Source organism: Tepidimicrobium xylanilyticum (assembly GCF_900106765.1).
GTDB lineage: Bacteria > Bacillota > Clostridia > Tissierellales > Tepidimicrobiaceae > Tepidimicrobium > Tepidimicrobium xylanilyticum.
Window position 1 is genome coordinate 21,840 of sequence record NZ_FNNG01000016.1, and the last position, 26,037, is coordinate 47,876.

28 protein-coding genes and 1 other annotated feature are annotated in these 26,037 nt (G+C 32.6%); of the genes, 27 read left to right on the top strand and 1 reads right to left on the bottom strand.

Annotation, left to right across the window (positions count from 1 at the left end; all coding sequences use genetic code 11):
- Positions 1–41: 41 nt before the first annotated feature.
- The 4 genes from pepF to BLV68_RS13305 all read left to right on the top strand — a co-directional run bounded on the left by pepF (position 42) and on the right by BLV68_RS13305 (position 5,244).
- Positions 42–1,850 carry an oligoendopeptidase F gene (gene pepF / locus BLV68_RS13290; protein ID WP_093754616.1) on the top strand — a complete coding sequence of 603 codons (1,809 nt, stop codon included), beginning with the start codon at positions 42–44 and terminating at the stop codon, positions 1,848–1,850.
- 88 nt (positions 1,851–1,938) lie between these two features.
- Entirely contained in the window at positions 1,939–3,030 is a 1,092-nt protein-coding gene (locus tag BLV68_RS13295) for a DUF362 domain-containing protein (protein WP_093754618.1), read from the top strand.
- 103 nt (positions 3,031–3,133) lie between these two features.
- Positions 3,134–3,433, top strand: a complete 300-nt coding sequence (locus tag BLV68_RS13300; protein ID WP_093754620.1) for a hypothetical protein — start codon at positions 3,134–3,136, stop codon at positions 3,431–3,433.
- Positions 3,434–3,585: 152 nt separating this feature from the next.
- A complete protein-coding gene (locus BLV68_RS13305; protein ID WP_093754622.1) occupies positions 3,586–5,244 on the top strand; it encodes a glycosyl hydrolase family 18 protein in 1,659 nt (552 codons plus the stop codon).
- On the opposite strand, the gene sfsA is transcribed toward BLV68_RS13305, so the two are convergent.
- The gene (sfsA, locus tag BLV68_RS13310) at positions 5,236–5,922 is read right to left on the bottom strand and encodes a DNA/RNA nuclease SfsA (RefSeq protein ID WP_093754624.1); all 687 of its coding nucleotides are present in this window, start codon (positions 5,920–5,922) and stop codon (positions 5,236–5,238) included. The two genes, BLV68_RS13305 and sfsA, sit on opposite strands and share 9 nt — an antisense overlap.
- 118 nt (positions 5,923–6,040) lie before the next feature.
- On the opposite strand from sfsA, the gene BLV68_RS13315 reads away from it, so the two are divergent.
- The 23 genes from BLV68_RS13315 to dtd all read left to right on the top strand — a co-directional run bounded on the left by BLV68_RS13315 (position 6,041) and on the right by dtd (position 26,027).
- On the top strand, positions 6,041–6,574 hold the full coding sequence (locus tag BLV68_RS13315) for an O-acetyl-ADP-ribose deacetylase (protein ID WP_093754626.1): 534 nt from the start codon (positions 6,041–6,043) through the stop codon (positions 6,572–6,574).
- 106 nt (positions 6,575–6,680) lie between these two features.
- Positions 6,681–7,325 (top strand): zinc dependent phospholipase C family protein, encoded by a 645-nt coding sequence (locus BLV68_RS13320; RefSeq protein ID WP_093754628.1) that lies wholly within the window; start codon positions 6,681–6,683, stop codon positions 7,323–7,325.
- Positions 7,326–7,397: 72 nt separating this feature from the next.
- Complete coding sequence (locus tag BLV68_RS13325; protein WP_093754630.1) at positions 7,398–8,432, top strand: MBL fold metallo-hydrolase; 1,035 nt, start codon at positions 7,398–7,400, stop codon at positions 8,430–8,432.
- Between the two features lie 11 nt (positions 8,433–8,443).
- The gene (locus BLV68_RS13330; RefSeq protein WP_093754632.1) at positions 8,444–8,662 is read left to right on the top strand and encodes a DUF3006 domain-containing protein; all 219 of its coding nucleotides are present in this window, start codon (positions 8,444–8,446) and stop codon (positions 8,660–8,662) included.
- Between the two features lie 53 nt (positions 8,663–8,715).
- Positions 8,716–8,979: a binding site (T-box leader), on the top strand.
- Positions 8,980–9,020: 41 nt separating this feature from the next.
- Positions 9,021–9,998: an aspartate--ammonia ligase gene (asnA, locus tag BLV68_RS13335; RefSeq protein ID WP_143035290.1), complete on the top strand. Its 978-nt coding sequence runs from the start codon at positions 9,021–9,023 to the stop codon at positions 9,996–9,998.
- A 46-nt stretch (positions 9,999–10,044) separates the two neighbouring features.
- On the top strand, positions 10,045–10,605 hold the full coding sequence (locus BLV68_RS13340; RefSeq protein ID WP_093754636.1) for an MltG/YceG/YrrL family protein: 561 nt from the start codon (positions 10,045–10,047) through the stop codon (positions 10,603–10,605).
- Between the two features lie 203 nt (positions 10,606–10,808).
- The gene (locus BLV68_RS13345; protein ID WP_093754638.1) at positions 10,809–11,540 is read left to right on the top strand and encodes a hypothetical protein; all 732 of its coding nucleotides are present in this window, start codon (positions 10,809–10,811) and stop codon (positions 11,538–11,540) included.
- 15 nt (positions 11,541–11,555) lie between these two features.
- Positions 11,556–12,188: a CBS domain-containing protein gene (locus BLV68_RS13350; RefSeq protein ID WP_159428705.1), complete on the top strand. Its 633-nt coding sequence runs from the start codon at positions 11,556–11,558 to the stop codon at positions 12,186–12,188.
- Positions 12,189–12,253: 65 nt separating this feature from the next.
- On the top strand, positions 12,254–12,838 hold the full coding sequence (locus tag BLV68_RS13355) for a BofC C-terminal domain-containing protein (protein WP_093754642.1): 585 nt from the start codon (positions 12,254–12,256) through the stop codon (positions 12,836–12,838).
- An 82-nt stretch (positions 12,839–12,920) separates the two neighbouring features.
- The gene (gene ruvC / locus BLV68_RS13360) at positions 12,921–13,415 is read left to right on the top strand and encodes a crossover junction endodeoxyribonuclease RuvC (protein WP_093754644.1); all 495 of its coding nucleotides are present in this window, start codon (positions 12,921–12,923) and stop codon (positions 13,413–13,415) included.
- 14 nt (positions 13,416–13,429) lie between these two features.
- Positions 13,430–14,011: a Holliday junction branch migration protein RuvA gene (gene ruvA / locus BLV68_RS13365; RefSeq protein WP_234949929.1), complete on the top strand. Its 582-nt coding sequence runs from the start codon at positions 13,430–13,432 to the stop codon at positions 14,009–14,011.
- A gap of 19 nt (positions 14,012–14,030) precedes the next feature.
- On the top strand, positions 14,031–15,050 hold the full coding sequence (gene ruvB / locus BLV68_RS13370) for a Holliday junction branch migration DNA helicase RuvB (RefSeq protein ID WP_093754648.1): 1,020 nt from the start codon (positions 14,031–14,033) through the stop codon (positions 15,048–15,050).
- 1 nt (position 15,051) lies between these two features.
- A complete protein-coding gene (locus tag BLV68_RS13375) occupies positions 15,052–15,261 on the top strand; it encodes a DUF2905 domain-containing protein (protein WP_093754650.1) in 210 nt (69 codons plus the stop codon).
- Between the two features lie 11 nt (positions 15,262–15,272).
- Positions 15,273–16,646, top strand: a complete 1,374-nt coding sequence (locus BLV68_RS13380) for a SpoIID/LytB domain-containing protein (RefSeq protein ID WP_093754652.1) — start codon at positions 15,273–15,275, stop codon at positions 16,644–16,646.
- An 11-nt stretch (positions 16,647–16,657) separates the two neighbouring features.
- A complete protein-coding gene (gene queA, locus BLV68_RS13385; protein WP_093754654.1) occupies positions 16,658–17,683 on the top strand; it encodes a tRNA preQ1(34) S-adenosylmethionine ribosyltransferase-isomerase QueA in 1,026 nt (341 codons plus the stop codon).
- Between the two features lie 14 nt (positions 17,684–17,697).
- Positions 17,698–18,816 (top strand): tRNA guanosine(34) transglycosylase Tgt, encoded by a 1,119-nt coding sequence (gene tgt / locus BLV68_RS13390; RefSeq protein WP_093754656.1) that lies wholly within the window; start codon positions 17,698–17,700, stop codon positions 18,814–18,816.
- 66 nt (positions 18,817–18,882) lie between these two features.
- Positions 18,883–19,209 (top strand): preprotein translocase subunit YajC, encoded by a 327-nt coding sequence (gene yajC / locus BLV68_RS13395; protein WP_093754658.1) that lies wholly within the window; start codon positions 18,883–18,885, stop codon positions 19,207–19,209.
- A 129-nt stretch (positions 19,210–19,338) separates the two neighbouring features.
- On the top strand, positions 19,339–19,716 hold the full coding sequence (locus tag BLV68_RS13400; protein WP_093754660.1) for a TIGR04086 family membrane protein: 378 nt from the start codon (positions 19,339–19,341) through the stop codon (positions 19,714–19,716).
- Between the two features lie 67 nt (positions 19,717–19,783).
- Positions 19,784–19,924, top strand: coding sequence for a six-cysteine ranthipeptide SCIFF (gene scfA, locus BLV68_RS13405; protein WP_093754662.1), 141 nt, complete (start codon positions 19,784–19,786; stop codon positions 19,922–19,924).
- Positions 19,925–19,989: 65 nt separating this feature from the next.
- A complete protein-coding gene (gene scfB / locus BLV68_RS13410) occupies positions 19,990–21,345 on the top strand; it encodes a thioether cross-link-forming SCIFF peptide maturase (protein ID WP_093754664.1) in 1,356 nt (451 codons plus the stop codon).
- A gap of 76 nt (positions 21,346–21,421) precedes the next feature.
- The gene (recJ, locus tag BLV68_RS13415) at positions 21,422–23,191 is read left to right on the top strand and encodes a single-stranded-DNA-specific exonuclease RecJ (protein ID WP_093754666.1); all 1,770 of its coding nucleotides are present in this window, start codon (positions 21,422–21,424) and stop codon (positions 23,189–23,191) included.
- 207 nt (positions 23,192–23,398) lie between these two features.
- Complete coding sequence (locus BLV68_RS13420; RefSeq protein ID WP_093754668.1) at positions 23,399–25,561, top strand: RelA/SpoT family protein; 2,163 nt, start codon at positions 23,399–23,401, stop codon at positions 25,559–25,561.
- Positions 25,562–25,577: 16 nt separating this feature from the next.
- Complete coding sequence (gene dtd / locus BLV68_RS13425) at positions 25,578–26,027, top strand: D-aminoacyl-tRNA deacylase (RefSeq protein ID WP_093754670.1); 450 nt, start codon at positions 25,578–25,580, stop codon at positions 26,025–26,027.
- Positions 26,028–26,037: the final 10 nt, after the last annotated feature.

The window sequence follows — 26,037 nt, forward strand, 5'->3', positions numbered from 1 at the left end:
ATTTGTTTAGATACTCTAAATATTATAAGGGGGGGGTTCATTTGGCTATAAGTCTTTTAGACAGAAAGGATGTGGATGAGAGATATACTTGGGATTTATCATCCATATTCAAAACAGAAGAGGAATACGAAAAAAAGCTAGAGGAACTAGTAAGCCTTTCTAAAGAAGCTGAGGAGGAATTCAAAGGAAAACTAAAGGACCCTAAAACAATTAATGATTGTCTAGACAAATTAAGGGTTATATTTGAATTGGGGGGATTATTAGGTTCATATTCATATCTATATTTAGCAGTGGACCAAACAAATACACAGGCACAAACTAGGCAGATGAGAACTGCTAGCATTATATCAGAAATCAATAGCCGTCTTAGTTTTATTGAATCGGAAATCATTCAATTGGACGAGGAATTAATAAGAAAGGCCATGGAAGTATCGGAAGATAATAAATTATTTCTAAAGGAAATTATGGATAAAAAGCCACATGCCTTGTCCCCAGAAGTAGAAAAGACTTTATCTGCTCTATCCAATATATTAGATGCACCTTATCAAATTTATAACAGAACCAAATTGGCCGATATGGATTTTGAAAACTTTACAGTTGATGGAGAAGAATATCCTTTAAGTTTTGTGCTTTTTGAAGAAAAATGGGAGTATGAAACGGATACAAAGCTTAGACGAGCAGCGGCTAAGGCTTTTGCAAGGAAATTGAGGAAGTATCAGCATACTATAGCAACTGTTTACCAAACTCAAGTTCAAAAAGAGAAAATAATTGCTAATCTAAGGGGGTTTGATTCAGTATTTGATAGCCTATTATTTTCACAAAAGGTGGATAGGGAGCTTTATGACAGGCAAATTGATTTGATTATGGAAGGGCTAGCTCCCCATATGAGAAAATACGCAAAGCTAATTCAAAAAATTCATAATCTAGATGAAATGACTTTTATGGATTTAAAGCTGGCAGTGGATCCAGAGTTTGAACCTAAAATAAGTATAGAAGAAGCTAGAACCTACGTGGAGGAAGCCTTATCATTGTTTGGAGAAGATTATCTCAATATGGTAAAGAGGGCCTTTGATGAAAGATGGATAGATTTTGTTCAAAACAAAGGGAAGTCCACAGGAGCATTTTGCTCAAGCCCATATGGTAGCCATCCTTTTATACTGATTTCTTGGACTGAAATGATGAAGGAAGTATTCGTTCTAGCCCATGAATTAGGTCATGCAGGCCATTTCTATTTAGCGCATAAGCATAATAACATATTTAATACTAGACCTTCTAAATACTTAATAGAAGCTCCATCTACTATGAATGAAATGCTTATGGCCAATTACCTGATGAGGAATACGGAAGATAAAAGGATGAAAAGGTGGGTATTATCTATCATTATATCTAGAACCTATTACCACAACTTTGTAACCCACTTATTAGAGGCAGCCTTCCAAAGGGAAGTTTATAGGATAATCGATGATGGAGGCCCTATTCATGCTGAATTATTAAATAAGTTTAAGAGAAAGGTATTGGAAAAGTTCTGGGGAGATGTGGTCATAATAAATGAAGGGGCAGAGCTAACTTGGATGAGACAGCCCCATTATTATATGGGATTATATCCCTATACTTATAGTGCAGGGCTAACCATTGCCACAGAAGTGAATAAGAGGATTTTATCAGAAGGACAAAAGGCTATAGATGATTGGCTTGAAGTTTTGAAATCGGGAGGAATCTATACTCCAATAGAGTTTGCCAAGAAAGTTGGTGTGGATATTACAACAGAAAAACCATTATTAAACACTATAGAATATATTGGGGAAATAATAGATGAAATAATTGAATTAACTGAAGAGTTAGATGGATAAGGGACATTTAGTCCCTTGTTTTATGAAGAAGATGGAATTGATGATATAATATATAATAAATATATTCGGTTAAGAAAGGGTGAAAAATATGGAACCCAGTACATTATATGTTATATATGGGAATGAACCAAAGCTAATGGTTAAGAAAATTTTAAGCAAAATAGATTTAGAAAAGGAAATACCAAATAAGGACGCCCTAATAGGAATAAAGCCCAATTTAGTCCTTGCTAAACCTTCCACATCAGGTGCTACTACCTGCCCTAATTTGGTTGAGGGTGTAGTGGAATATCTAAAATCTAAAGGATATAATAATTTAGCTATACTTGAGGGAGCTTGGGTGGGAGATAAAACACAGCTAGCATTTAAAGTATGTGGTTATGAAGAATTGTCAAAAAAGTATAACATTCCCTTAATAGATTTACAGAAAGACAGTTTCACTGATTATGAGTTAAATGGAATGACCTTTTCTATTTGCGATAGCATTATGGAAGTGGATTACCTAATAAATATGCCTGTGTTAAAGGGTCATTGTCAAACTAATATCACATGCGCGTTAAAGAATATGAAAGGCTGTATTCCAAACAAGGAGAAAAGGCGTTTCCATACTATGGGTCTTCATAAACCTATTGCTTATCTAAACAAAATACTTAAACAAGACCTAATAGTAGTAGATGGTATAATAGGTGATTTAAATTTTGAAGAAGGTGGAAATCCCGTTCAGATGAATAGGGTAATAGTAGGGAAAGACCCAGTGTTGATTGATAGCTATGTAGCCCAATTATTAGGTTATGATTTAGAGGATATTCCATATATTAAGATGGCAGAAGAAATCGGAGTAGGGAATACCAAACTATTAGATGAGAATATAATAGAATTGAATAAAGATTCAACTCCAATGACTATACCAAAGACTAGGCTAGTTAAGGAGCTTACAGCAAATGTGGAGGAAAACATGGCCTGTTCTGCTTGCTATGGAAGTTTAATTCATGCACTGGATCGATTAAAAGAAATGGGATATTTAAATAACATGGATGGTAAAATATACATTGGTCAGGGATATAAAGACATAGAAGGTAATGGCATAGGAATAGGTAACTGTACTAAAGGATTAAAAAATAGTTTGCTAGGCTGTCCTCCTAAGGCTAAGGATATAATAGATTTTTTAATAAAGTCTTTTTAAAGCATTACATCTATTAATTGGAGTAAAACCACGCATATTAATAAGTCCTCCTAGAATACAATAGAATAAGATTATAATCTATTAGGATTTAGGGGGAGATAATATGTATAATGAATTGATGAATGCCGATACATTGACTTCATTTGTAGGACTAGTTGCTGGGACCTCTTTAATAGTACAATTTACCAAACCTTTTATAAAGAAATATTTTAGTGATGTTTTCGTTAGATTTTATACTTTTATTATTGCATTATTTCTCATCTCCATATTTGGAGATACAGGCTCTGGAATACAAGGGATATTATTAAAAATTATTAATGCTATGATTATAAGCATGTCAGCTATGGGTGGATATGAAATATTATCAGATCCTATGGCAACAAAGATGAAAGTAGATAGATAGTTGAGGAAGGGTCAAGATTATTCTTGGCCCATTTATTTGCAACTTCAACATAGCAGTTTATTATAAATGACAGCATATTTTACTTACTTTTTTTAATGTATGTGTTATAATTATAAAATCTGAAAGTAAAAAGGGGTAAAGGATGTGATTTGATGAAGAAATTACTCGTTATATTATTGGTTTTATATATAGTTGGAACCTCTTTTTATTTCATATACTTGAATGCTGAGAATCAAGAGGTTATCTCTATTTCAGATGATATCTATCTTGTTATTGGGGACAAGCTATTAATTGAAGATAATCCAGTCATTTTACAGGAAGGTGCCATATATATTTTATTAGATAGTTTAAAGGAAAATTTAGACCCAAACCTGTATTATGATGAAAAAGATGAAATAGTAATTTTTACTGATAATGAAAAGGTTTTAAGATTCATTATTGGAGAAAATAAAGGTTCTAGAAATCATAGGGAATTTTTAACAAAGCACCCAATAATTAAGGTGGAGGATAGAATCTATATTCCAGATGAAATATTAATTCTGCACTATGGTTTTAATATTAATTATTTTGAAGAAACTAATGCAGTTATTATAGAACATCCAGATTATAGATATCCTTTAGGAGAAGTAATTATGGAAGGTGGGGATATTAGATTAAGCTTTGACAAGAAATCTCCAATACTATTAAAAGACCTTCCAGTTGGCACAGCAGTAGTAGTATTTGAAGAATTAAAGGATTGGTATAAGGTAAGGACTTTTGAAGGAATAATTGGATATATGGAGAAAAAGTATTTGAAAATAGACCTTACTACTAATATTCATAAAGTTGAACAGGAACCTAAATCAAATTGGAATGGTAGAATTATAAATCTAACTTGGGATTATACTCATGGAAAAATGGTGACAATTGATGAAGTAAAGCCAATTCATGGACTAAACGTAATATCTCCTACTTGGTTTTCCATTGTTGATGAGAAGGGAGATATATTAGATAAGGGAAATTATGAATACGTCAATAAATATAAATCATTAGGCTATGAGATTTGGCCATTAATAAATAATGGTTTTAATCCAGACTTAACCCATAAACTACTTTCCAGTAGCAAATTAAGGGAAGAAATAATTGAGGATATATTGAAGCTTTACCAGAGTTATAATGTAGATGGAATAAATATAGATTTTGAAAATGTATATTTAAAAGATAAAGATATATTGACCCAGTTTGTTAGAGAATTATATCCAGTTTTTAGGGAAAAGGGAATGACGGTTACTATGGATATTACCCCAATTTCCACATCAGAGAATTGGTCTTTAAGCTTTGACAGGGGGAGGCTTTCGGAGGTTGTAGACTATTTGATTTTGATGGCCTATGACCAGCACTGGGCAGCAAGTCCTGTTGCTGGTTCTGTTGCCCAATACAATTGGGTTGAAAAGTCTATTGAGGATGTGTTAGCTCAGGTGCCTAATGAAAAATTAATACTAGGAATCCCATTCTACACTAGATTGTGGAAGATAGAAGAAATTGATGGGGAAGCTAAAATTTCTTCCCAAGCTTTGTCGATGGAATTAGCAAATAAGTTTATCAGAGAAAATACTATAGAATTGGAATGGGATGAAGGAAGCAGTCAATACTATGGCGAAACTTCTATTGATGGGATCATTTACAAGATATGGCTAGAGGATGCTAATTCCATAGAACTGAAATCATCATTGGTGAATAAGTATAATTTGGCTGGAATAGCATCCTGGAGAAAGGGATTCGAAACGGAGGATATTTGGCCTGCCATATCCGAGGTAATTAAATTAAATTAATAGCTTTATTTGCTCACCTAGCAATATTTCATCTTCAGTTACTAAGGAGTTATAGGCTAATATATTAACTCCTTTTTCTTTTGCATAAAGTAAGGCATCTGAGAAAGCTTTATCCATTTCTTCATTAGCCTTAAAATACTTTATACCGGGTATTTGAACCAAAAAAAATATATATGAATTATATCCTTCTTTTATAGATTCAACAATTTCCATTATATGTTTGGTTCCTCTTTCCGTAGGTGCATCAGGGAATAGGGAAAGTCCATCTATTTCTAAAGTGACTCCTTTTACTTCAATAAATCCTTTTTCTTTTCCCTTCTCATAATAAATGTCAAATCTTGACCCTCGATAGGTGACCTCTTTTTTTAGTAGATCAATATCCATAAGTTCTTTTATCTTATTCTCTTTTATGCTAGAATATACTACTTCATTGGGAATATGGGAATCGATATTGATTAGTAAATTGCCTTTGTAAGCAGCTATTAGAGAATACTTGGTTTTTCTATTGGGGTTATCAGATTTTTCCAGATATACTTTAGTACCTTCTGTCAAGATCTCTTTGCATCTGCCTGTATTTTTCACATGAACCTTTTCTAATTTACCATCTAATATTACATTGGCTATGAAACGGTTAGGTCTGTTTACAAAAATAGCTTCTACTACGTCTTTATATTTCAATTTAATACCTCCTGATATATTGATTTTGGCAATGTCTATAATTAATGTCCCTACCTATTATAAATCAATTTTTGATTTTTGCACAGAATAGGTATAATTAATATAGGAGGGATGCCAGATGTATATTTATAATAAAACAAAGATTAATATAATTCAAGGTGACATAACTAAGATGGAAGTAGATGCTATTGTGAATGCAGCAAACAACACCTTATTAGGAGGTGGAGGAGTGGATGGTGCCATTCATAGGGCAGGAGGACCTACTATCCTAGAACAATGCAAAAAAATAGGGGGTTGTCCTACTGGAGAGGCAAGAATTACAACTGCAGGAAATATGCCTAGTAGATACGTAATACATACCGTTGGACCTGTGTACAGAGATGGAACAAGTGGAGAAGAAAAATTATTATATAATGCATATTATAATTCTCTAAAGCTGGCCAAAGAATATAATTTAAAAACCATAGCATTTCCTGCTATCTCCACTGGAGTTTATAATTACCCAAAACTAGATGCTGCAGAGGTGGCAACTAGAGCTGTAATGGATTTTATTGCCAAAGAGAATTTTATTGAAGAAGTATATTTTGTATTGTTTAACCAAGATAACTACCAAATATATAAGGAAATTTTGGACAAAAAGCTAAATGGCTAATTTAAGATATTTTTAATGGTTTAATAGGTTATGCCAATTTTTGATATTGACTTTTTAATCCTTATATTATAATATCGAATAAGGTTTTAAAAATTATGTAAAGGATGTGTTTATCATTTTTGGCGATACACATAAGATTATAGGTTGCAACATCTGTGATAATATTTATGATATCTATGGGATTAAATTAGATAAGAATAAACTGTTATGGGGTTCAGTAGCACCAGACATATTACCACAATTTAGACTACACAGACATTATAAAAAAGAGAGTCTTAATTATATTGTAAATGAAATAATTAAATTAATTTTTTTAAGCAGATTTGTAGATTTCAATTCAGCGGCTGACCCATTAGCAATTAAATTATTAAGCAAAAAAATTGGTATCATATCCCATTATTTAAGTGATTTTGTCTGCCTTCCACATGCAGAAAGATGGACTTATGTAAACAGCATGTTTAAGCATATTAAGTATGAGTCAGGGCTAAATGATTATGCAATGAATCACAATTTTAAAAAGAATGTAATAACTATAGATGATATAGATATGTTTCAGAACCGAGTCATTAAGCTTAAGGTACTGTTAAAGAAATATATAGAAGATGTAATTGAGGAATATTCACTTAAGACTGGATTTGCCAATGATCTGAATTTTGCATTATCACTGAATTTGAAAGTTTCTTATTTTATAATTGATACGGTTAAAGCATATAATGAAGAAAGATATAAAGATTTTGCTTTTGAATTTTAGTCCTTCTTATCTGTGGATAGGGAGGATTTTTTCTAAGGAGAAGGATATGTAATAATTTAAGGAGGAAAATTGGTGAATAAAAATAGGATAGGCATACTGTTCTTAGTATTGGCGTTTCTCATAATTACAACGAGTTGTAATGTAGTTACGGATACAATACCCTCTGAGGATTATGAAAATCTACTTAAAATCCATTTTATTGATGTGGGACAAGGAGATTCGACTTTAATACAGCTCCCCAATGGTGAGGTATCTCTAATTGATGGAGGGCCTGGAAGTGCCCAAGATAAGGTAGTCAAATATATTGAGGTATTAGGTATAGAAGAAATAGATCATTTAATAGTCACCCATCCCCATGAAGACCATATAGGAGGCCTACCCCAGATAGTGGAGAATTTTAAAATTAAAAAGGTGTATATGCCCAATAAAACGGCTAATACGGTTGTATTCGAGGAATTATTGTTGGCGATTAAAAAGCAAAATTTAAATATAGATATAGTCAAAGCTGGAGATTACCTAATAGATGAAGAACAACTAAAATTTTATTTTTTAGCTCCTAATAGAGATGATTATGATGCAACAAATGATTTTTCAATTGTTTCTAAAATAGATTTTTTCGATAACTCATTAATTGTAGCTGGAGATGCGGAAAAAAATTCGGAAATGGATATGATAGATAGTGGTTTAGACCTTAAAGCAGATCTATTAAGGGTAGGTCATCATGGCGGTAGAACTTCTACTAATGATGACTTTTTAGAAAAGGTTAATCCTAAGTATTCAATAATAAGCGTAGGGAGGGAGAATGCCTATGGGCATCCACATAGGGAAACCTTAGAGAGATTAAATAAAATAGGCACTAAGATTTTAAGAACTGACCGATTAGGAGATATAGTATTTATATCAGATGGACAACGCTGGGTTTATGAAACGGAGATTGCAAGAAAAGAGAATGCTGTTGCAATAATGTATATTGGAAATAAAAACACTAAGGTACTCCATAGTATAGAATGTAACTCATTACCAATTGAGGAAAACCGTATATTTTTTACATCCATTGTGGAGGCAGAAAACATGGGTTATAGACCTCATAAAAATTGCATTAAATAGGGGGAGATTAGGTGAAAGGTATAGTTGATAGGTTTGAGGAGGATCGGGTCGTAATTGAAATATTGAGCGATGGCGGGGTCTTAGAGTTTGATAGAGTACTTTTTCCTGATAATCTAAAAGAAGGGGATGTAGTAGAATATATAAAAGATAGATTTGTTATTAACGAAGAGGAGACAAGAGAAAGGGAAAGAAAAACTAACGATTTATTCAATTCTTTGATCAAAAAATAAAAATAACCTATTGACATATATGGTTAAATTGAATATAATACCTTATTAATATGGTGAAAGCGATGATGGGAAGAGTAGTCATTAAGGAAGTTTCAGAGAGTCGGTACTTGGTGGGAATCCGGCACGGAATTAATGATGAAGAACATCCCTAAGCATCTAACCGAAATTTGCTATTGTAAAGAGTAGGCTTAGACGGGTATAGTCCGTTATCAACTATGCAGTATCGAATGATTCTTTATTGAATTATTCTGTACTGGCTAAAGAGAGCCTTTTGCTAATTAAGGTGGCACCGCGGAAGTTAACCTTTCGTCCTTTAGGATGAAAGGTTTTTTATTTTAATTATTCAGGAGGGATAAACATGAGAGGATTAGATGTTAAGGAAACTCAAATAGCTATAAAAATTATCAAGGATTATTTTGAGAGGCAATTGGCCAAAAAGTTAAATTTAATTAGGGTATCAGCTCCACTATTTGTAAGACCCGAGTCAGGTTTAAATGATTATCTGAGCGGGGTAGAAAAGGCTGTATCATTTAAAATGAGAAAATATAATGAGGAAATAGAAATAGTTCAATCCTTAGCAAAATGGAAAAGATTCGCATTAAAACGATATGGTTTTAAGATAGGTGAAGGGATTTATACGGACATGAATGCGATTAGACCTGATGAAGTTCTTGACCGAACCCATTCTATATATGTTGATCAATGGGATTGGGAAAAGGTAATTTCAAAAGAAAATAGGAATGAAGAATATCTTAAAAAAGTGGTGAAAGATATATATGAAGTATTTAAAGCTACAGAAAAAAGAATTAATAGAATATATCCTTTTTTGAAAGCTAAACTACCGGAAGAGATAAAGTTCATAACAACACAAGAGTTGGAAGATAGATATCCCGACAAAAGCCCTAAAGAAAGAGAACATTTAATTTGTGAGGAATATAAAGCAGTTTTCTTGATGAAAATAGGCTGCAGATTAAAATCTGGTTTTCCCCATGATGGCAGATCACCTGACTATGATGATTGGGAATTGAACGGAGACATTCTGTTCTGGAATCCCATCTTAGGTGAGGCTTTAGAATTATCTAGCATGGGGATAAGGGTAGATGGTGCTGCATTAGAAAAACAATTAAAAATTGCAAATGCAGAAGAAAGGAAGGAGTTTATCTATCATAAAATGTTGCTAGAAGGGGAGCTACCTCTTACTATTGGTGGGGGAATTGGCCAGTCTAGAATATGTATGTATTTCCTAGAAAAAAGACATATTGGGCAAGTTCAAGCTTCGGTTTGGACGGATAGTATAATTGAAGAATGTGAAAAGGAAAAAATATTTTTACTTTAGTCAAAATATGTTGTAAAATAGAGTAAAAAAGGTAAGGAGTTTTGAAATGTTTAAAAAGCATAGGTTGCCATATTTATTATTGGGATTAGGTATAGGAATTATTGTTACAAATGCTGTATATACTTTTTATCCTCAATGGACATATAGAGAGTACACAGATGAAGAAATAATAGAGAAGGCAAAAGAACTAGGAATGGTTTTCATAAAGGATAATATTAACATTACTGCTACTACTAACCAAGAAGATATTCAAAATCATGTTCAGAATGAAAAAGAAGCTGAAGAGTTGCGGATTGAAGAAGAAATAGAAACTCAAGAGGGAGGGAAAACTCAAGAAGAGGAAATTTATAATGAAATAGCAATCGAAGATGTAGAGGAGATAACCTTTTCTATAAAATATGGAGATTCCCTTATTAAGGTGTCCAGAGGACTAGAAAAGGCAGGCATAATAAATGATGCAGAAGATTTTTTAAAGTATGGAAAGGCAAAAGGGATAGATAAAAGGCTCAGGGTAGGAGATTATAAATTGACGAAAGGATTAGATTATGATACTATAATATCCATATTGTTAAAACAGGAAGAGTTAAACAAAAGTAATACTAAATAATTATTTTTAAACCAAGCATTGGACTGGTTTCAATGCTTTTTATTTTTCTATTTATATTAATTAGATTTTTAATAAAAATAATAAAGTTAATCCCAGAAATATCGTTTCTTGTAGTATAATATAATTAAGTGTCAAAATTAAAAAGAAAAAGATGGTTTAATCCTCCAGAGTTTTGGAAACAATTGCTATGGGGAGGGATTATTTTGGTATTGGCAAAAGCTGAACTTTGGCAAATCTATAACGGGCTAAGATATAATTTCTTGTATAATGGCGATATAAACTCAATACATATCCTCCTGAATTTATACGATTTGGAAACGAGAATGACAAATATTTCTCCTAAGTATGTTTGTACTAAGGAGATTAGGAGAAGGGTAAGAAGGCTTTTGTTTCCAAGAAAAGATAGACAACTTATATCTAATAACATTACAATGTTAATCCATGAAGATATAAATAGGCTAGAATTGACCATATATTTAGAAGGATATAAAAACGGATTTTACAATAATAAATGGGCTAATATATTGGAAGATAAAGCTATAGAACATTATTCTATAGATATGCTGTATGAAAGAAACTTTTTATTCCACTACAATGTTTCTATAGATGAAGTAAAAAAATTAAAAATTAAAATTTGTGAAGATATAGATAGGGAGAATGAGGAGAAAAAACATCTAACAGACTTTATAACTACATACTGTGAAAGGGTTATAAAAAGTAAGATATATAATTTAAATATGTATATTGATAAACAGCTGAAGATAGAATATAATTTCAATAAACCTAATATAAAAGAGGAATCTTATCTATCTACAAAGGAAATAAGAGACCTATACAAAATGATAGTAGATATAATAATTAAAAATGCCATAAATCTATATAAAGAAGCAAGCTGGTTTGGAATAAATGATAGGGTTCTTAATAGGTATATATAAATTGGGGGGATTATGATGTATGTAAAAAATCACATGCTAAGAAGGGAAAAATTAGTTACTTTGGATTTACAAGATAATATTTATACAGCCTTAAAGAAAATCCAAGAAGGAGATTTTATGTCTTTACCCGTTTTAGAAGGTGATGAATTTAAAGGTTATCTAATGAAAGAGGCTATATACAGAAATTATTTTGAATATAACCAAGGAGATAAGAATGAATTTTTGAAGAATACAAAGGTCAAGGACTTATATAGTACTAATTTTAGATCCATAAAAGAAGATGATTACATAGAAAATGCTTCATATCTTTTAAAGGAATGGAGGACTCCTTTTTTACCAGTTTTCGATTCGAAAAACAAGTTTACCGGTATTTTAACTCATAGCTCAATTTTCGATGCATTTTCGGAAATATTTGGATTGGATAAGGGGACTAGAATTGTAGTAAATATGCTAGATATTCCTGGACAACTGGCAAAGCTTACTGAAGTCATTAGGAAAGAAAATGTGAATATAATCAATTTTGCAGCAGTTGATGCTAAGGTATTAGATGTATATAGGGTAATAATCCGGGTGGACACAAAGGATGTAATTGGACTTATAGAAAAGATAGAAAAGGCTGGTTTTAAAATAGGAGAAATTTCTAGATAATATGCATGTATAAAATGTTGTAAATTGGGAAAAATATTCCTCTAGATAATACTGGAGGGATATTTATGAAAAAGCAGAATGCTATTTTAATCTTTTTATTTTGTACTGCTTTATTTTTAGTTAGCTTTATATTAGGATATAAGATTATGAGTGGAAAGGCGAAAAATGACAATTTAATTTCACATAATGGCAAAGGGGTAGATCCTTTGAACTTAGAGATATTAAAAGAAGAAGAACGGATTTCACCAAATGTCTATATAGAGAAGAAGATTCATTATAAAGCTTGTAATCATAACATAACAATAATTAATGATTTAGATGAAAATATAATAAATATGACGGAAAAAGAATACCGCGAATATATGAAAGAAAATTTTCCCAATGTAAGGATAGTCCATTTTACTACTAGTCGTATCATTTTAAGGGAAGAAAAAGACCATCTTTGTACTAACCACTATATAATCGGAGAGTCTGATGGAAAGGTTGCCATATATAAGATAGATGAATACGGCATGGAAGTATTAGATAAGGTTTTTAATGATTATCCTATAACCCTTTTAAAAGAAATAGATCAGAAAAAGTTAAAAGAGGGAATAAGAGTGGATAGTTTAGAAGAATTATCAGATGTGTTGGAAAACTTTATTAGTTAAACTAAGTTAGTTTATTAACTTAGTTTTTCTATTTAAAATGTGGTAATATGTATATATGATATATTATTGAAAGGGGAAAAAAATGATAATATTAGGCATTGATCCTGGACTTGCTATAGTAGGATATGGGGTAATTGAGTATAAAGGAAATAGATATAGGTTGCTGGACTATGGAGTTATTAGAACTGATTCAAATATTTTTTTTCCTCAAAGGCTAAAGTTAATTTATGACGAATTATCTTCTATTATAGATAGGTTTAATCCAGCGGATTTAGCAGTAGAAGAATTGTTTTTTAATAAGAATGTAAAGACAGCAATTCAAGTGGGACAAGCTAGAGGTGTGGAAATACTTGCAGCAATAAATAAGGGTTTAGAGGTTTATGAATATACTCCGTTGCAAATAAAACAATCTGTAGTAGGCTATGGTAGGGCTGAAAAGAGGCAAGTTCAGGAAATGGTTAAGATACTTCTTAATTTAAAGGAAATACCTAAGCCAGACGATGCAGCTGATGCATTGGCTGTAGCAATTTGTCATAGTAGTTGTTTAAATTATAAGGACATGTTTAAAATGAAATAAAGAGGTTGAATAAAATGTATGAATATATAACGGGAAAAGTCGTCAACACTAAGGATGATTATGTAGTATTAGATAATAATGGCATAGGCTATAAGATATATACTTCAAAGAATTCACTTATAGATATTGTTATTGGTCAAAATGTGACCATGTATATTCATTTTAGCTTACGGGAAGACGGAATTAATCTCTATGGTTTTACGACTGAAGAAGAATTGGAAATGTTTAATCTATTATTGCTAGTTTCTAAAATTGGACCAAAGGTGGGTTTGAACATTCTTTCTAGTCTTACACCAAATCAAATAAAGTTAGCAATTATTAAAAACGATTCTAGTCAGTTTTGTAACGCTCCAGGAGTTGGTAAAAAGACTGCATCTAGGATTATTTTGGAATTAAAGGATAGAATAAATAAAGAATGTATTGTAATTAATGAGGAACCTGAGTTAGAAAATGATGAGATAGAAATGGCTATACATGGTATAATGTCTCTAGGTTATTCCAAAGGAGAGGTATTAAAGGTTATTGATAAAATTGATACAAGGGGAATGGCCGCTGAGGATATTATTAGGGAAGTTTTGAAAAGGCTTTCTAAATAGTAAGGAGAGGTTATAGCAAATGGATAATGGAAATGAAAGAATTGTTTCTAGTTTAATTCAAAAAGAAGATAGGGAAATAGAGGCTAATTTAAGGCCTAAATGGTTGGAGGAATATATCGGGCAAGATAAAGTTAAGCAAAAACTAAAAATATTCATACAAGCCGCAAAGGAAAGGAAAGAACCTTTGGATCATGTACTCCTTTATGGTCCACCTGGGTTGGGAAAAACTACTCTAGCTAATATCATTGCTAATGAAATGGGAGTAAATGTTAGAATAACTTCAGGTCCTGCCATTGAAAGGCCAGGTGATTTGGCTAGCATATTGACCAATTTGGGAGAAGACGACGTATTATTTATCGATGAAATACATAGATTAAATAGATCTGTAGAGGAGATACTGTATCCTGCTATGGAGGATTTTGCTCTAGACATTATCATAGGAAAAGGACCTAGTGCTAGGTCTATTAGACTGGATTTATCAAGGTTTACCTTAATTGGTGCTACAACAAGAGCAGGTTTATTAACATCTCCATTGAGGGATAGATTTGGAGTAATGCTAAATTTGGAATTGTACGATAAATATAGTTTACAAGAGATTGTTAAGCGATCCTCCAAAATATTAAATATTCCCATTGACAATAAAGGAGCTATGGAGATAGCTAAAAGGTCTAGAGGCACACCTAGGATAGCAAATAGATTGTTAAAGAGGGTGAGGGATTATGCCCAGGTTATGGAGGATGGAATTATTACTTGGGATGTAGCCAAGAAAGGGTTAATGATGTTAGAAGTGGATGAACTTGGTTTAGATCAAGTTGACAGGAAAATACTTCTTACCATGATAGAAAGCTTTAACGGTGGGCCTGTAGGATTGGATACTCTTTCCGCAGCTACTGGTGAAGAAAGAACTACTATTGAAGATGTTTATGAACCCTATTTATTGCAAATAGGATTTATAAACAGGACTCCTAGAGGTAGGGTAGTTTCAAGGAAAGCTTATGAACATTTCAAAATACCGTTTAAGGAAGAGGAGGAGGGATAGGATGGAATCCTTTGGTAGGATGTTTTTGACATTAGGTATAGTTTTTGTAATAGTAGGTATAGCATTTACCCTTGGTTCGAAATTTGGTTTAGGGAAATTACCAGGGGATATTTTCATCCAAAAGGGCAATTTTACATTTTTCTTTCCAATTGCATCTAGTATAATTATTAGCATAATATTGACTTTATTATTAAATGTGATCAAAAGATAGGAGGACAGATTATGAAAAGGCTTTTTGTTTTCCTGGTACTAGTAATTTTAATCGTTGGAATACTTAATAGTGATTATATATATGCAAATTCTATGGAAAATAGCTTTATTGCGATAAGGTTGACAAGCCCTATAAAATCCAACTCTTATGTGAACCTGTATGGAGAAGAAGGCTTTTTAATATATAACAAAGGGGATTTAATAGGATATTTAGATTATTTTGAAGGGGAAAATGTTAGAGTAGCAGTATTGGAAAAAGATATCATAGGAATTTTTGATATGGAAGGTAATCTTCTATTTTCATACAATCAAGAAGAGGAATTGATTTTAACATCTGGGAAGTCTAACGAGAGAAAGGTGAGAGTAGAAGATAATTTTTACAGAGATTTTATACAATTTAAGATAATAGACGGTAATTTAATAGTTATAAATTATATCGATTTAGAAAACTATTTATACGGTGTAGTTCCGAGAGAAATGCCTGCCTCTTTTGAAATGGAAGCATTAAAAGCACAAGCCATTGCTTCCAGAACTTATGCGTTGAAAAATAGAAGTAAACACATTGCCCACGGATATGATCTTTGCGATAATACCCATTGTCAGGTTTACGGAGGTATGGATGGAGAACAGGAAAATACTAATAGAGCAGTAGATATGACAAGGGGGATGATTATTACTTATGCTGGAAATATAATAGATGCTTTATATCATTCAAATAGTGGAGGTATTACAGAAGCCTCATCGGAAGCTTGGGGTTATAATCATCCTTATTTAACTTCCGTTGACGATAAGTATTCCATTGATGCACCTAATGGTACTTGGAGTTATAAAATGACTACTGATGAAATTAATAGTAAATTAAAGGATTATGGTATAAATGTAGGCAATATATTAGATATTAAAATTACAGAGACTTCTTCTAGTGGTCGGGTTACAAAACTTAAAATAGTAGGGACTTCCGGAGAAAGGACATTGAGTAAAGGGGAAATTAGAGAGGTATTAGGGTTAAATGAAATCAAAAGCAATCTATTTACCATAAAAAAAGGTTCTTATGAAGAAGTTAATTCCAATGTATATGCAATTGATAGTAAAAGTTCAACTCCCCAATTAGTGGATTTAAATAATGTAAAAGTAATTGATAGCAGTTTTGAACGAAGATCTTCCAGAGGTATTACCAGTAGGTTTATTAACCGAGATGGAATAGTAGGAAATGATAGTAGTGTTTCTCAACAGGTTAATAGTTTCATAATAGAAGGAAAGGGATATGGTCATGGAGTAGGTATGAGTCAATGGGGAGCTAAGAAGATGGCGGAACTTGGGTATTCTTATGAAGATATATTAAAGCATTATTATAGTGGAATTGATATTACAATTAATAATAGGTAGAGGATGATGCAATGAAAACTGAAGATTTTTATTATGATTTACCAGAAGAACTAATTGCCCAATATCCTATTGAGGATAGAGAAGAGTCTAGGCTTCTAGTCCTCGACAAGAAAACTGGCAAATTAGAGGATAGGATATTTAAGGATATAATAGATTATTTCTATCCCGGGGATTGCTTGGTATTAAACGATACTCGGGTAATACCAGCTAGGCTGTTTGGCAGTAGAGAAGGCAAAAAAGAGAAGATTGAATTTTTATTACTTAAGAGGGTTGAAAGGGATACGTGGGAAACTCTGGTAAGGCCAGGTAAAAAAGTTAAACCTAATAACAGGATAATTTTTAGAGATGGGTTATTAATAGCTGATGTTTTATCCATTAATGAAGATGGGACTAGGAATGTAAAATTCATTTATGATGGTATATTTGAAGAAATACTGGATAAATTAGGAGAGATGCCTTTACCCCCATATATTAAAGGAGAATTGAAGGATAAAGAAAGGTATCAGACTGTATATTCAAAACATGAGGGCTCTGCGGCAGCACCTACGGCTGGTCTACATTTTACCATGGAATTACTAAAGCGAATTGAAGAAAAAAGAGTTAATATAGCTTATTTGACTTTACATGTAGGTTTGGGTACTTTTAGACCTGTAAAAGTGGAAAATATTGAAGAACACCATATGCACTCTGAATATTATGAAGTCTCCAAAGAAGCAGCTGACATCATTAATAGGACTAAAAGTGAGGGAGGTAGGATTATTGCTGTTGGCACTACGAGTACTAGAACTCTCGAAACAGTAGCCAATCAAAAAGGTGAGATTATACCAAGCAAGGGTTGGACTGATATATTCATTTATCCAGGCTATGAGTTTAAAATAATTGATGGACTGATAACGAATTTCCATCTGCCAGAGTCTACTCTTTTGATGCTTGTATGTGCTTTTGCTGGCAAGGACAATATATTTAATGCATATAAGTACGCTATAGAAAACAAATTTAGATTTTTCAGCTTTGGAGATGCAATGTTTATTAAATAACGAGGAGGAGCAGAATGACAGTAAGGTTTAGGCTTATAAAGGAGTCAAAGGAATGTATGGCAAGACTTGGGGAGCTAGAAACACCTCATGGAATTGTTGAGACTCCCATATTTATGCCCGTCGGCACTAAAGCAACTGTAAAAACTATGACGCCTGAAGAGGTTGAGGATTTGGGAGCTCAAATTATTTTGAGCAATACTTATCATTTATATTTAAGACCTGGGCATAAACTAATTGAGGAAGCAGGAGGCCTTCATAAATTTATGAATTGGGATGGCCCAATCCTAACTGATAGTGGTGGATTTCAAATTTTTAGTCTTGGTGATCTGCGTAAAATTTCAGAGGAGGGGGTAGAGTTTAAGTCCCATATCGATGGTTCTACCCATTTTATAAGTCCTGAAAAATCAATTGAGATTCAAAATTCATTGGGCTCGGATATTATGATGGCCTTTGATGAATGTGTTTCTTATCCTGCAGATTATGATTATGTGAAGAAATCTATGGAACGAACTACTAGATGGGCTAAAAGATGCAAGGATTTCCATAAAAACTGGGAAAAACAAGCTCTCTTTGGTATTGTCCAAGGAGGGATGTATAAGGATTTAAGGGAAGAAAGCGTTAAAGGCATTACTGACATTGGATTTTCTGGTTATGCAGTAGGAGGATTAAGCGTAGGGGAGCCTAGAGAGTTAATGTGCGAGATGCTGGATTTTACAACTCCCCTTCTACCAAAAGATAAACCTAGATATCTAATGGGAGTAGGTACTCCAGATTATCTATTTGAAGCTGTAATCAGAGGGATAGATATGGCAGATTGTGTAATGCCAACTAGAATTGCCCGTAATGGAGCAGTGATGACAAGCATTGGTAGAATTAATATAAGGAATGCTAAATATTCTAGGGATTTTACCAAGTTAGATCCAGAATGCGATTGCTATACCTGTACTAATTATACTCGGGCCTATATTAGACACCTATTTAATGTGAATGAAATATTGGGTCTTAGACTTACCACAATCCACAATCTGTATTTTTTAATCAAGTTGATGGAAAATATTAGAACTGCTATTAGAGAAGACCGGTTATTAGAATATAGGGAAGAATTTTACAAAAACTATGGATATATTGATTAATAAAAGAGGATTTTTAAATTTTATGTTGAATAAATAATATAGATATTATGAAAGGGAGGATGTTATATGGCAGCAGCAAATGCAGGAGGAGCAGGCTTAGGGGGTCTTATTCTGCCTATTGCTATATTGATATTCTTTTATGTATTTGCAATAAGGCCTCAAAAGAAAAAGGAAAAAGAAATTAGAGAAATGCGAGAGAGTTTAAAAGTAGGTGATGAGGTTATTACTATTGGTGGCATCTATGGTAAAATAATAAAAATCAAGGATGAGATTATTACCATAGAAGTAGGTGCTAATAAGACTAAAATTGATGTAACCCGCTGGGCAATAGGTGCAGTTATCAACAGAAAAGAGACAAAAGAATCAAAAGAAGATAGCGAAGAAAATAGCTAAAAACTTCCTTTAAGGAAGTTTTTTTGCAATTGCTTTGCTCTTTTATCTCCCAATTATATGTTCAAAATAAGATATAGTAATAAATTCCACCTCTTATTAATAAGTTTAAAGTAAAAGGGAGGTGGTTCGATGAAGGAAAAAACCTTAGTTAAAGGAATAAACATTGGGAAGAGTTTAGTACTATCTTTTACAATAACGTTAGTGCTGATTTTAATAATTTCTCTGCTATTAACTTATACATCTCTTAAAGAATCGAAGATACCTTTATTGAATACTGTAATAATGATTATAAGTATTACATTTGGAAGCATGTACATGGCCATTAAGATGGAAGAAAATGGATGGCTCTATGGAGGGATTGTGGGAGCTTTATATTTTGTTTTATTAGTACTTTTGAATTATTTCTTTATAAAGCCTTTTGTATTCGATATATATTCGCTTAGCAAATTTTTTGTAGCCTTGGTGACCGGAATTATTGGAGGAGTAATAGGCATAAATATAAAATAAAACTTCAAATATGGATACATTTATGGTATAATCATTTCAGTATTACTCATGCAGGGGAGGGTTTTAGATGAAATACATAAAGACCATATCTGGGAATAACCTTAAGGATACTGTATTAAAGGGCGGTTGCGGTGAATGTCAAACTTCTTGTCAATCAGCCTGCAAGACTTCATGTACAGTAGGAAATCAGAAGTGTGAGAACAGATAGACTAAAAGGCAGTGGTTCTAACCACTCCTTTTTAATTTATGACCATTCTGGAAGGAGTATATAAAATGAGAGAAAGGATTCATAAATTTAATCTAAATAATAAATATATTGTGTTAGACATTAATAGTGGAGCAGTTCATGTTGTTGAAGATGTTGTTTATCACATTTTAGATTATTATGATAATAAGAAATTGGAGGACATTATTGCATTATTAGAAGATAGATTTGACGAAAAGACTATAACTGAGGCTTATGAGGAAATTAAGATTTTAGTAGATAGGGGAATTCTATATTCTGAGCAAGCCAATAGGATGGATATAAAATACAATGAGGATAATATAGTAAAAGCACTATGTTTACATGTGGCTCACGATTGTAATTTAAGATGTAAATATTGTTTTGCCTCCCAAGGAGATTTTGAAGGAGACAGATCTTTAATGAATATTGAGATAGGCAAAAAGGCTTTGGAGTTCTTAGTTGAAAACTCAGGCAATAGAAGAAATTTGGAGGTAGATTTCTTCGGTGGAGAGCCTTTAATGAATTTCGATCTAGTCAAAGAGTTAGTCCATTATGGAAGGGAGCTAGAAAAGAAGAACAATAAGCATTTTAGGTTTACCATAACTACCAATGGTTTATTATTAGACGATGATAAAATTGATTTTATAAATGAGCATATGGACAATGTGGTTTTAAGTTTAGATGGTAGAAAAGAGATAAACGACAATATGCGGGAGACAGTATCAGGAGATGGAAGTTACGACATAATATTGCCTAAATTTAAAAATCTAATTAATAAGAGAAAGGATAAGGCTTACTATATTAGAGGCACTTTTACTAGCTACAATTTAGATTTTTCTAAGGATGCATTAGATATCTATGAGAAAGGTTTTAAAAAAATTTCAATAGAACCAGTAGTAACAGAGCCAGATAAGGATTATGCCTTAAAGGAAGAGCATATTGAAGCCGTTTTAGCAGAATATGAAAAATTTTCAAAGGACTATATTAGAATTAAGAGGGAGGACAGGGATTTTTTATTCTTCCATTTTATGATAGATTTAGATCAAGGACCTTGTTTAGCAAAAAGGGCAGTAGGATGTGGAGCTGGAGCAGAATATATGGCTGTGACTCCTGAAGGAGATCTATATCCATGCCATCAATTTGTTGGAAATGAGAAATTCAAGATAGGCAATGTGTTTACTGGCATTGAAAAGGAAGAGTTAAGAGAGCGATTTAAAAAAGCTAATATTTTTAATAAAGAAGAATGTAGGAACTGTTGGGCTAGATTTTATTGTAGTGGAGGTTGTCATGCTAATGCTTACCATACTAATGGGGATATAATGAAACCTTATAAAATAGGTTGCGAAATGGAAAAAAAGAGAATAGAATGTGCAATTTCTATTTTAGCAAATGAGGAGAATTAGGCATTATTTCAAACTGCCATTATGGCAGTTTTATATGTTGATTTTACTTAATTGAATTAATAGGAGTGGATTTATTTTGGAAAAATGGTATCTAAGGAATCCGAAAGTAGATTTAGACTTAATATCGGAAAAATTGGGAATAAGCAAATTGTTGGTCAAGATATTGGCTAATAGAAATATAAGTGATTTGAAATCCATAGAAAATTTTATATGTCCAACCTTAGATAGGCTTTATAATCCAAGATTGATGAAGGATATGGAATTAGGAGTTAGAATAGCTAAAGATAGCATTTTGAAAGGTGAAAGAATAAGGATTGCTGGAGATTATGATCAAGATGGCAATTCAGCTACCCTTACCCTGTTGAAGGGTATTAGAAGGTGTAATGGTAAGGTAGATTATGTAATCCCCCACAGAATAAATGATGGATATGGTTTAAATGAAAGAATTGTAAAAGAGGCTAAAAAAGATGGAATTGACCTTTTAATTACCTGTGATAATGGTATAGCTGCTTTTGATGCGGTGAAATTAGCAAAGGAACTGGGCATAAAAGTTATTGTTACTGACCACCATGATATAAGTTTTATGGAAGATAGTATGGGAAGAAAAAAATACATTTTGCCTGAGGCAGATGCTGTTATAAACCCTAAAAGGAAGGACTGTAAATATCCCTTTAAGCATCTATCTGGTGCTGGAGTAGCATTTAAATTTATACAAGTTCTATATGAAGAGTTTAATATAGATATCGAAGAATCTTATGAACTACTTGAATTTGTAGCCATGGGAACGGTTTGTGATGTAGTGGACCTAGTAGATGAAAATCGTATAATAGTAATAGAAGGTCTTAAGAGGATAAATAATACAAAGAATATTGGGTTAAAGGCATTGATTAAGGCTACAGGACTAGAGGGGAAAGAAATAAACACCTTTTCGTTAGGGTTTATATTAGGCCCTTCCGTCAATGCTTCTGGTAGGTTAGATAGTGCAGAAATGGCAGTCGAGCTGTTTTTAACAGAGGATTCAAATTTGGCAAATCATTACGCAGAAGAATTACACAAATTAAACGAAGAAAGAAAGAGAATGACAGAAAAGGGATTTGAAAAAGCAATTAATCAGATAGAACAGAAGGGATATGATGAACACAAGGTAATCGTCATTTATGAACCGGAGGTTCATGAAAGCATTGCAGGAATAATTGCTGGAAGAATAAAGGATAAGTATTATAGACCAACTATTCTTCTGACCCAGTCAAAAGATGAAAGTAAAATAAAGGGTTCTGGCAGGTCTATAGAGGAATACAATATGTTTGAAGAAATATCTAAGTTGAAGGAGCTTTTAACTATTTTTGGGGGACATCCAATGGCAGCAGGATTATCTTTGGAAAAATCTAATTTAAATAATTTTAGAGAGAGATTAAATGGACAAGCCAGTTTAACTGAAGAAGACCTTACTCCTAAAGTATATATAGATATCCAATTGCCTTTAGAATATATTAATTTCAATCTTGTGGAAGAACTAAAGATTTTAGAACCTTTTGGAAAAGGAAATCCAAAACCCTTATTTGGTGCTAAAAATATTGGCATAAAAAGAGGATTTATTCTTGGAAGGAATAATAATGTATTAAAATTATTATTAGTTACTGGAGAAGGAAGAATCATAGATGGCTTGTATTTTGGAAATATTGAAGATTTTGAAAGAAAAATATCTAAAAAGTTTAGCAAGGAAGAATTGGATAAAATGTATAAGGGTATAGATAATAGAATAACAATTGATATTGTATATACACCTAATATTAACGAATATATGGGAAATAAGACCTTACAGGTTATAATACATAATTATAGATAGTTATACAAAGATATTTTTAGGAATTTGATGAAAATACTTAAATTTTGGGGTATAATTGCTATAAAATATAATTGCAAAATCGGTTATATTTTATTTACTATAAAGGAAGTATTAAAAGTAATTTAGTGATTTAACAATCAAACTATCCGCAGTTAATTGAAATTTATTGAATATTAAAACAGTGCAAATATGAGATAGGTGAAACGTATGATCGAAAATTTACTATCAAGAATTGAAGAATACAACCCTTATATAAATTTAGAGACAATTATTAAAGCCTACAATTTTGCGGAAGCTTCACATAGAGGGCAACTTAGGAATTCTGGCGAAGCTTACTTTGTTCATCCTTTCAATGTGGCTATGATTTTGGCAGAATTAAACATGGATGGAACGACAATAGCTGCAGGCTTGCTTCATGACGTACTGGAGGATACTAATGTAACGTATGAAACTTTAATTAAAGAATTTGGAGAAGAAGTAACTAATTTAGTGGATGGCGTTACAAAGTTAAAAAGGTTAAAATATAAGACTAAACAGGAAAATCAAGCTGAGAATTTAAGAAAAATGGTATTAGCTATGGCTAAGGATATTAGGGTAATAATAATTAAGTTGGCTGATCGACTCCACAATATGAGGACTTTAGAATATATGAGCGAGGAAAAGAAGAAGGAAAAGGCATTGGAAACTTTGGAAATCTATGCTCCATTAGCTCATAGATTAGGGATATCAAAGATTAAATGGGAGTTAGAGGATTTGTCCTTGAGATATTTAGATCCAGAGGGTTATTATGATTTAGTGGAGAAGGTATCTAAACGCAGGAGAGAAAGGGAAGCTTATATTCAAAGGATAATAAAAGAAATAGATGAAAAATTGGAAGAGATGGACATACCTAGAGATATTAGTGGGAGGCCTAAGAGTTTTTATAGCATATATAAAAAGATGGTTTATCAAAATAAAAGTTTTGAGCAGATATTCGATTTAACAGCCATAAGGATTATTGTAGATAGTATAAAAGATTGTTATGGAGTACTGGGCATAGTCCATACAATGTGGAAGCCTATTCCCGGTAGATTTAAAGACTATATTGCTATGCCTAAACCTAATATGTATCAATCCCTTCATACTACCGTAATAGGGCCAGAAGGAGAAATATTTGAAGTTCAAATTAGAACCTGGGATATGCATAGGACTGCAGAATACGGAATTGCTGCTCACTGGAAGTATAAAGAAGGCAATGTTAAGACGGATAATTTTGATGAAAAGTTAACTTGGCTAAGGCAGCTATTAGAATGGCAAAAGGACTTAAAAGATCCGAGAGAATTTATGGAGACTATAAAGATAGACCTCTTTTCTGATGAAGTATTTGTCTTCACACCGAAAGGTGACGTCATCAACCTACCTAATGGCTCAACACCAATCGATTTTGCTTATAGGGTTCATACTGCTGTGGGGCATAATTGTGTTGGAGCTAAGGTAGATGGTCGAATTGTGCCATTAGACTACAAGCTAAAAAATGGAAATATAGTTGAAATATTGACTTCTGCTAATAGTAGTGGGCCAAGTTGGGATTGGCTTAAGATTGTAAAGAGTAGCCAAGCTAAGAACAAGATACGCCAATGGTTCAAAAAGGAACAGAGGGATTCTAATATTGCAAAGGGTAAAGAACTATTAGAAAAGGAGATAAAAAGACAGGGATTTAAGTTAGCAGATATATTAAAAGAGGAATGGATTAAAAATATTGCAAATAAGCTTAGTTTAAATACTACAGAAGATTTATATGCAAGTTTAGGCTATGGGAGCATTACTATTTCCCAGGTCATGTCAAGGCTAAAAGAGTATTTTAATGAAAATCATAAGGAAAAACACTCTGAGACTCTCATGGAAAAAGCCAATGAACAAGTTTTGCCTATAAGAGATAGAAATAGGTCTCAAGGAGTTAGTATCAAAGGAGTTGATAATATAAAGGTAAAGTTCTCCAAATGCTGCAACCCAGTACCAGGAGATGATATAATTGGATATATTACTAGGGGAAGAGGGGTATCAGTCCATAGAAAGGATTGTCCTAATTTAACAACTATTGAAGGAAAGGAAAGGTTTATAGAAGTATTTTGGAATACTGATGAAAGGGCGGAATATCCTGCTGAAATCCAAATTAAGGGAACCGACAGACCAGGCCTATTGACAGAGATTACTCAAAAAATCACGGAGGCCCAACTATCTTTATTAGCATTAAATGCAAGAACTAATAAGGAAAAGTTGGCGATAATAAATATGACTTTAGAGATTAAGGATATAGAACAATTAAAGGAATTGATGAAAAAGATAAAAAGATTAAAAGGTGTAATTGATGTTTACAGAGTAACCGTATAATGAAAGGAAGGTATATATGAGAGCGGTAGTACAAAGAGTAGCAGAGGCTAATGTTAAAGTTAAAGGGAATGTGGTCGGTGAAATTTCTAAAGGTCTATTAGTTTTCCTAGGGGTGGGAGAAGATGATAGTGAAAAGGATCTAGAATATATGGTGGATAAAGTCCTCGGGCTGAGAATTTTTGAAGATGAAAATAATAAAATGAACCTATCCGTAATGGATATTGGAGGAGAATTATTGGTTGTATCCCAATTTACCCTTTATGGAGATGTTAGAAAAGGAAAACGACCAAGCTTTACTTCTTCAGCTTATCCAGAATTAGCAGAAGAAATTTATGAGCAATTTATTGAAAAATGCAGAGAGAAGGGTATAAGGACAGAGAAAGGGGTTTTTGGTGCTCATATGGAGGTAAGTATACTTAATGATGGTCCAGTGACCATATTAATAGATAGCAAAAAAGTTTTTTAGGAGGGATAGT

Bases quoted from the DNA above. Each gene is read 5' to 3' on its own strand.
- BLV68_RS13380 (WP_093754652.1), top strand. From the start codon at position 15,273: ATGAAAAGGCTTTTTGTTTTCCTGGTACTAGTAATTTTAATCGTTGGA.
- ruvA (WP_234949929.1), top strand. From the start codon at position 13,430: ATGTATGAATATATAACGGGAAAAGTCGTCAACACTAAGGATGATTAT.
- dtd (WP_093754670.1), top strand. From the start codon at position 25,578: ATGAGAGCGGTAGTACAAAGAGTAGCAGAGGCTAATGTTAAAGTTAAA.
- BLV68_RS13375 (WP_093754650.1), top strand. From the start codon at position 15,052: ATGGAATCCTTTGGTAGGATGTTTTTGACATTAGGTATAGTTTTTGTA.
- BLV68_RS13420 (WP_093754668.1), top strand. From the start codon at position 23,399: ATGATCGAAAATTTACTATCAAGAATTGAAGAATACAACCCTTATATA.
- BLV68_RS13400 (WP_093754660.1), top strand. From the start codon at position 19,339: ATGAAGGAAAAAACCTTAGTTAAAGGAATAAACATTGGGAAGAGTTTA.
- BLV68_RS13350 (WP_159428705.1), top strand. From the start codon at position 11,556: ATGTATGTAAAAAATCACATGCTAAGAAGGGAAAAATTAGTTACTTTG.
- scfB (WP_093754664.1), top strand. From the start codon at position 19,990: ATGAGAGAAAGGATTCATAAATTTAATCTAAATAATAAATATATTGTG.
- BLV68_RS13315 (WP_093754626.1), top strand. From the start codon at position 6,041: ATGTATATTTATAATAAAACAAAGATTAATATAATTCAAGGTGACATA.
- queA (WP_093754654.1), top strand. From the start codon at position 16,658: ATGAAAACTGAAGATTTTTATTATGATTTACCAGAAGAACTAATTGCC.
- BLV68_RS13355 (WP_093754642.1), top strand. From the start codon at position 12,254: ATGAAAAAGCAGAATGCTATTTTAATCTTTTTATTTTGTACTGCTTTA.
- ruvB (WP_093754648.1), top strand. From the start codon at position 14,031: ATGGATAATGGAAATGAAAGAATTGTTTCTAGTTTAATTCAAAAAGAA.
- BLV68_RS13305 (WP_093754622.1), top strand. From the start codon at position 3,586: ATGAAGAAATTACTCGTTATATTATTGGTTTTATATATAGTTGGAACC.
- BLV68_RS13295 (WP_093754618.1), top strand. From the start codon at position 1,939: ATGGAACCCAGTACATTATATGTTATATATGGGAATGAACCAAAGCTA.
- BLV68_RS13340 (WP_093754636.1), top strand. From the start codon at position 10,045: ATGTTTAAAAAGCATAGGTTGCCATATTTATTATTGGGATTAGGTATA.
- scfA (WP_093754662.1), top strand. From the start codon at position 19,784: ATGAAATACATAAAGACCATATCTGGGAATAACCTTAAGGATACTGTA.
- asnA (WP_143035290.1), top strand. From the start codon at position 9,021: ATGAGAGGATTAGATGTTAAGGAAACTCAAATAGCTATAAAAATTATC.
- BLV68_RS13300 (WP_093754620.1), top strand. From the start codon at position 3,134: ATGTATAATGAATTGATGAATGCCGATACATTGACTTCATTTGTAGGA.
- yajC (WP_093754658.1), top strand. From the start codon at position 18,883: ATGGCAGCAGCAAATGCAGGAGGAGCAGGCTTAGGGGGTCTTATTCTG.
- ruvC (WP_093754644.1), top strand. From the start codon at position 12,921: ATGATAATATTAGGCATTGATCCTGGACTTGCTATAGTAGGATATGGG.
- tgt (WP_093754656.1), top strand. From the start codon at position 17,698: ATGACAGTAAGGTTTAGGCTTATAAAGGAGTCAAAGGAATGTATGGCA.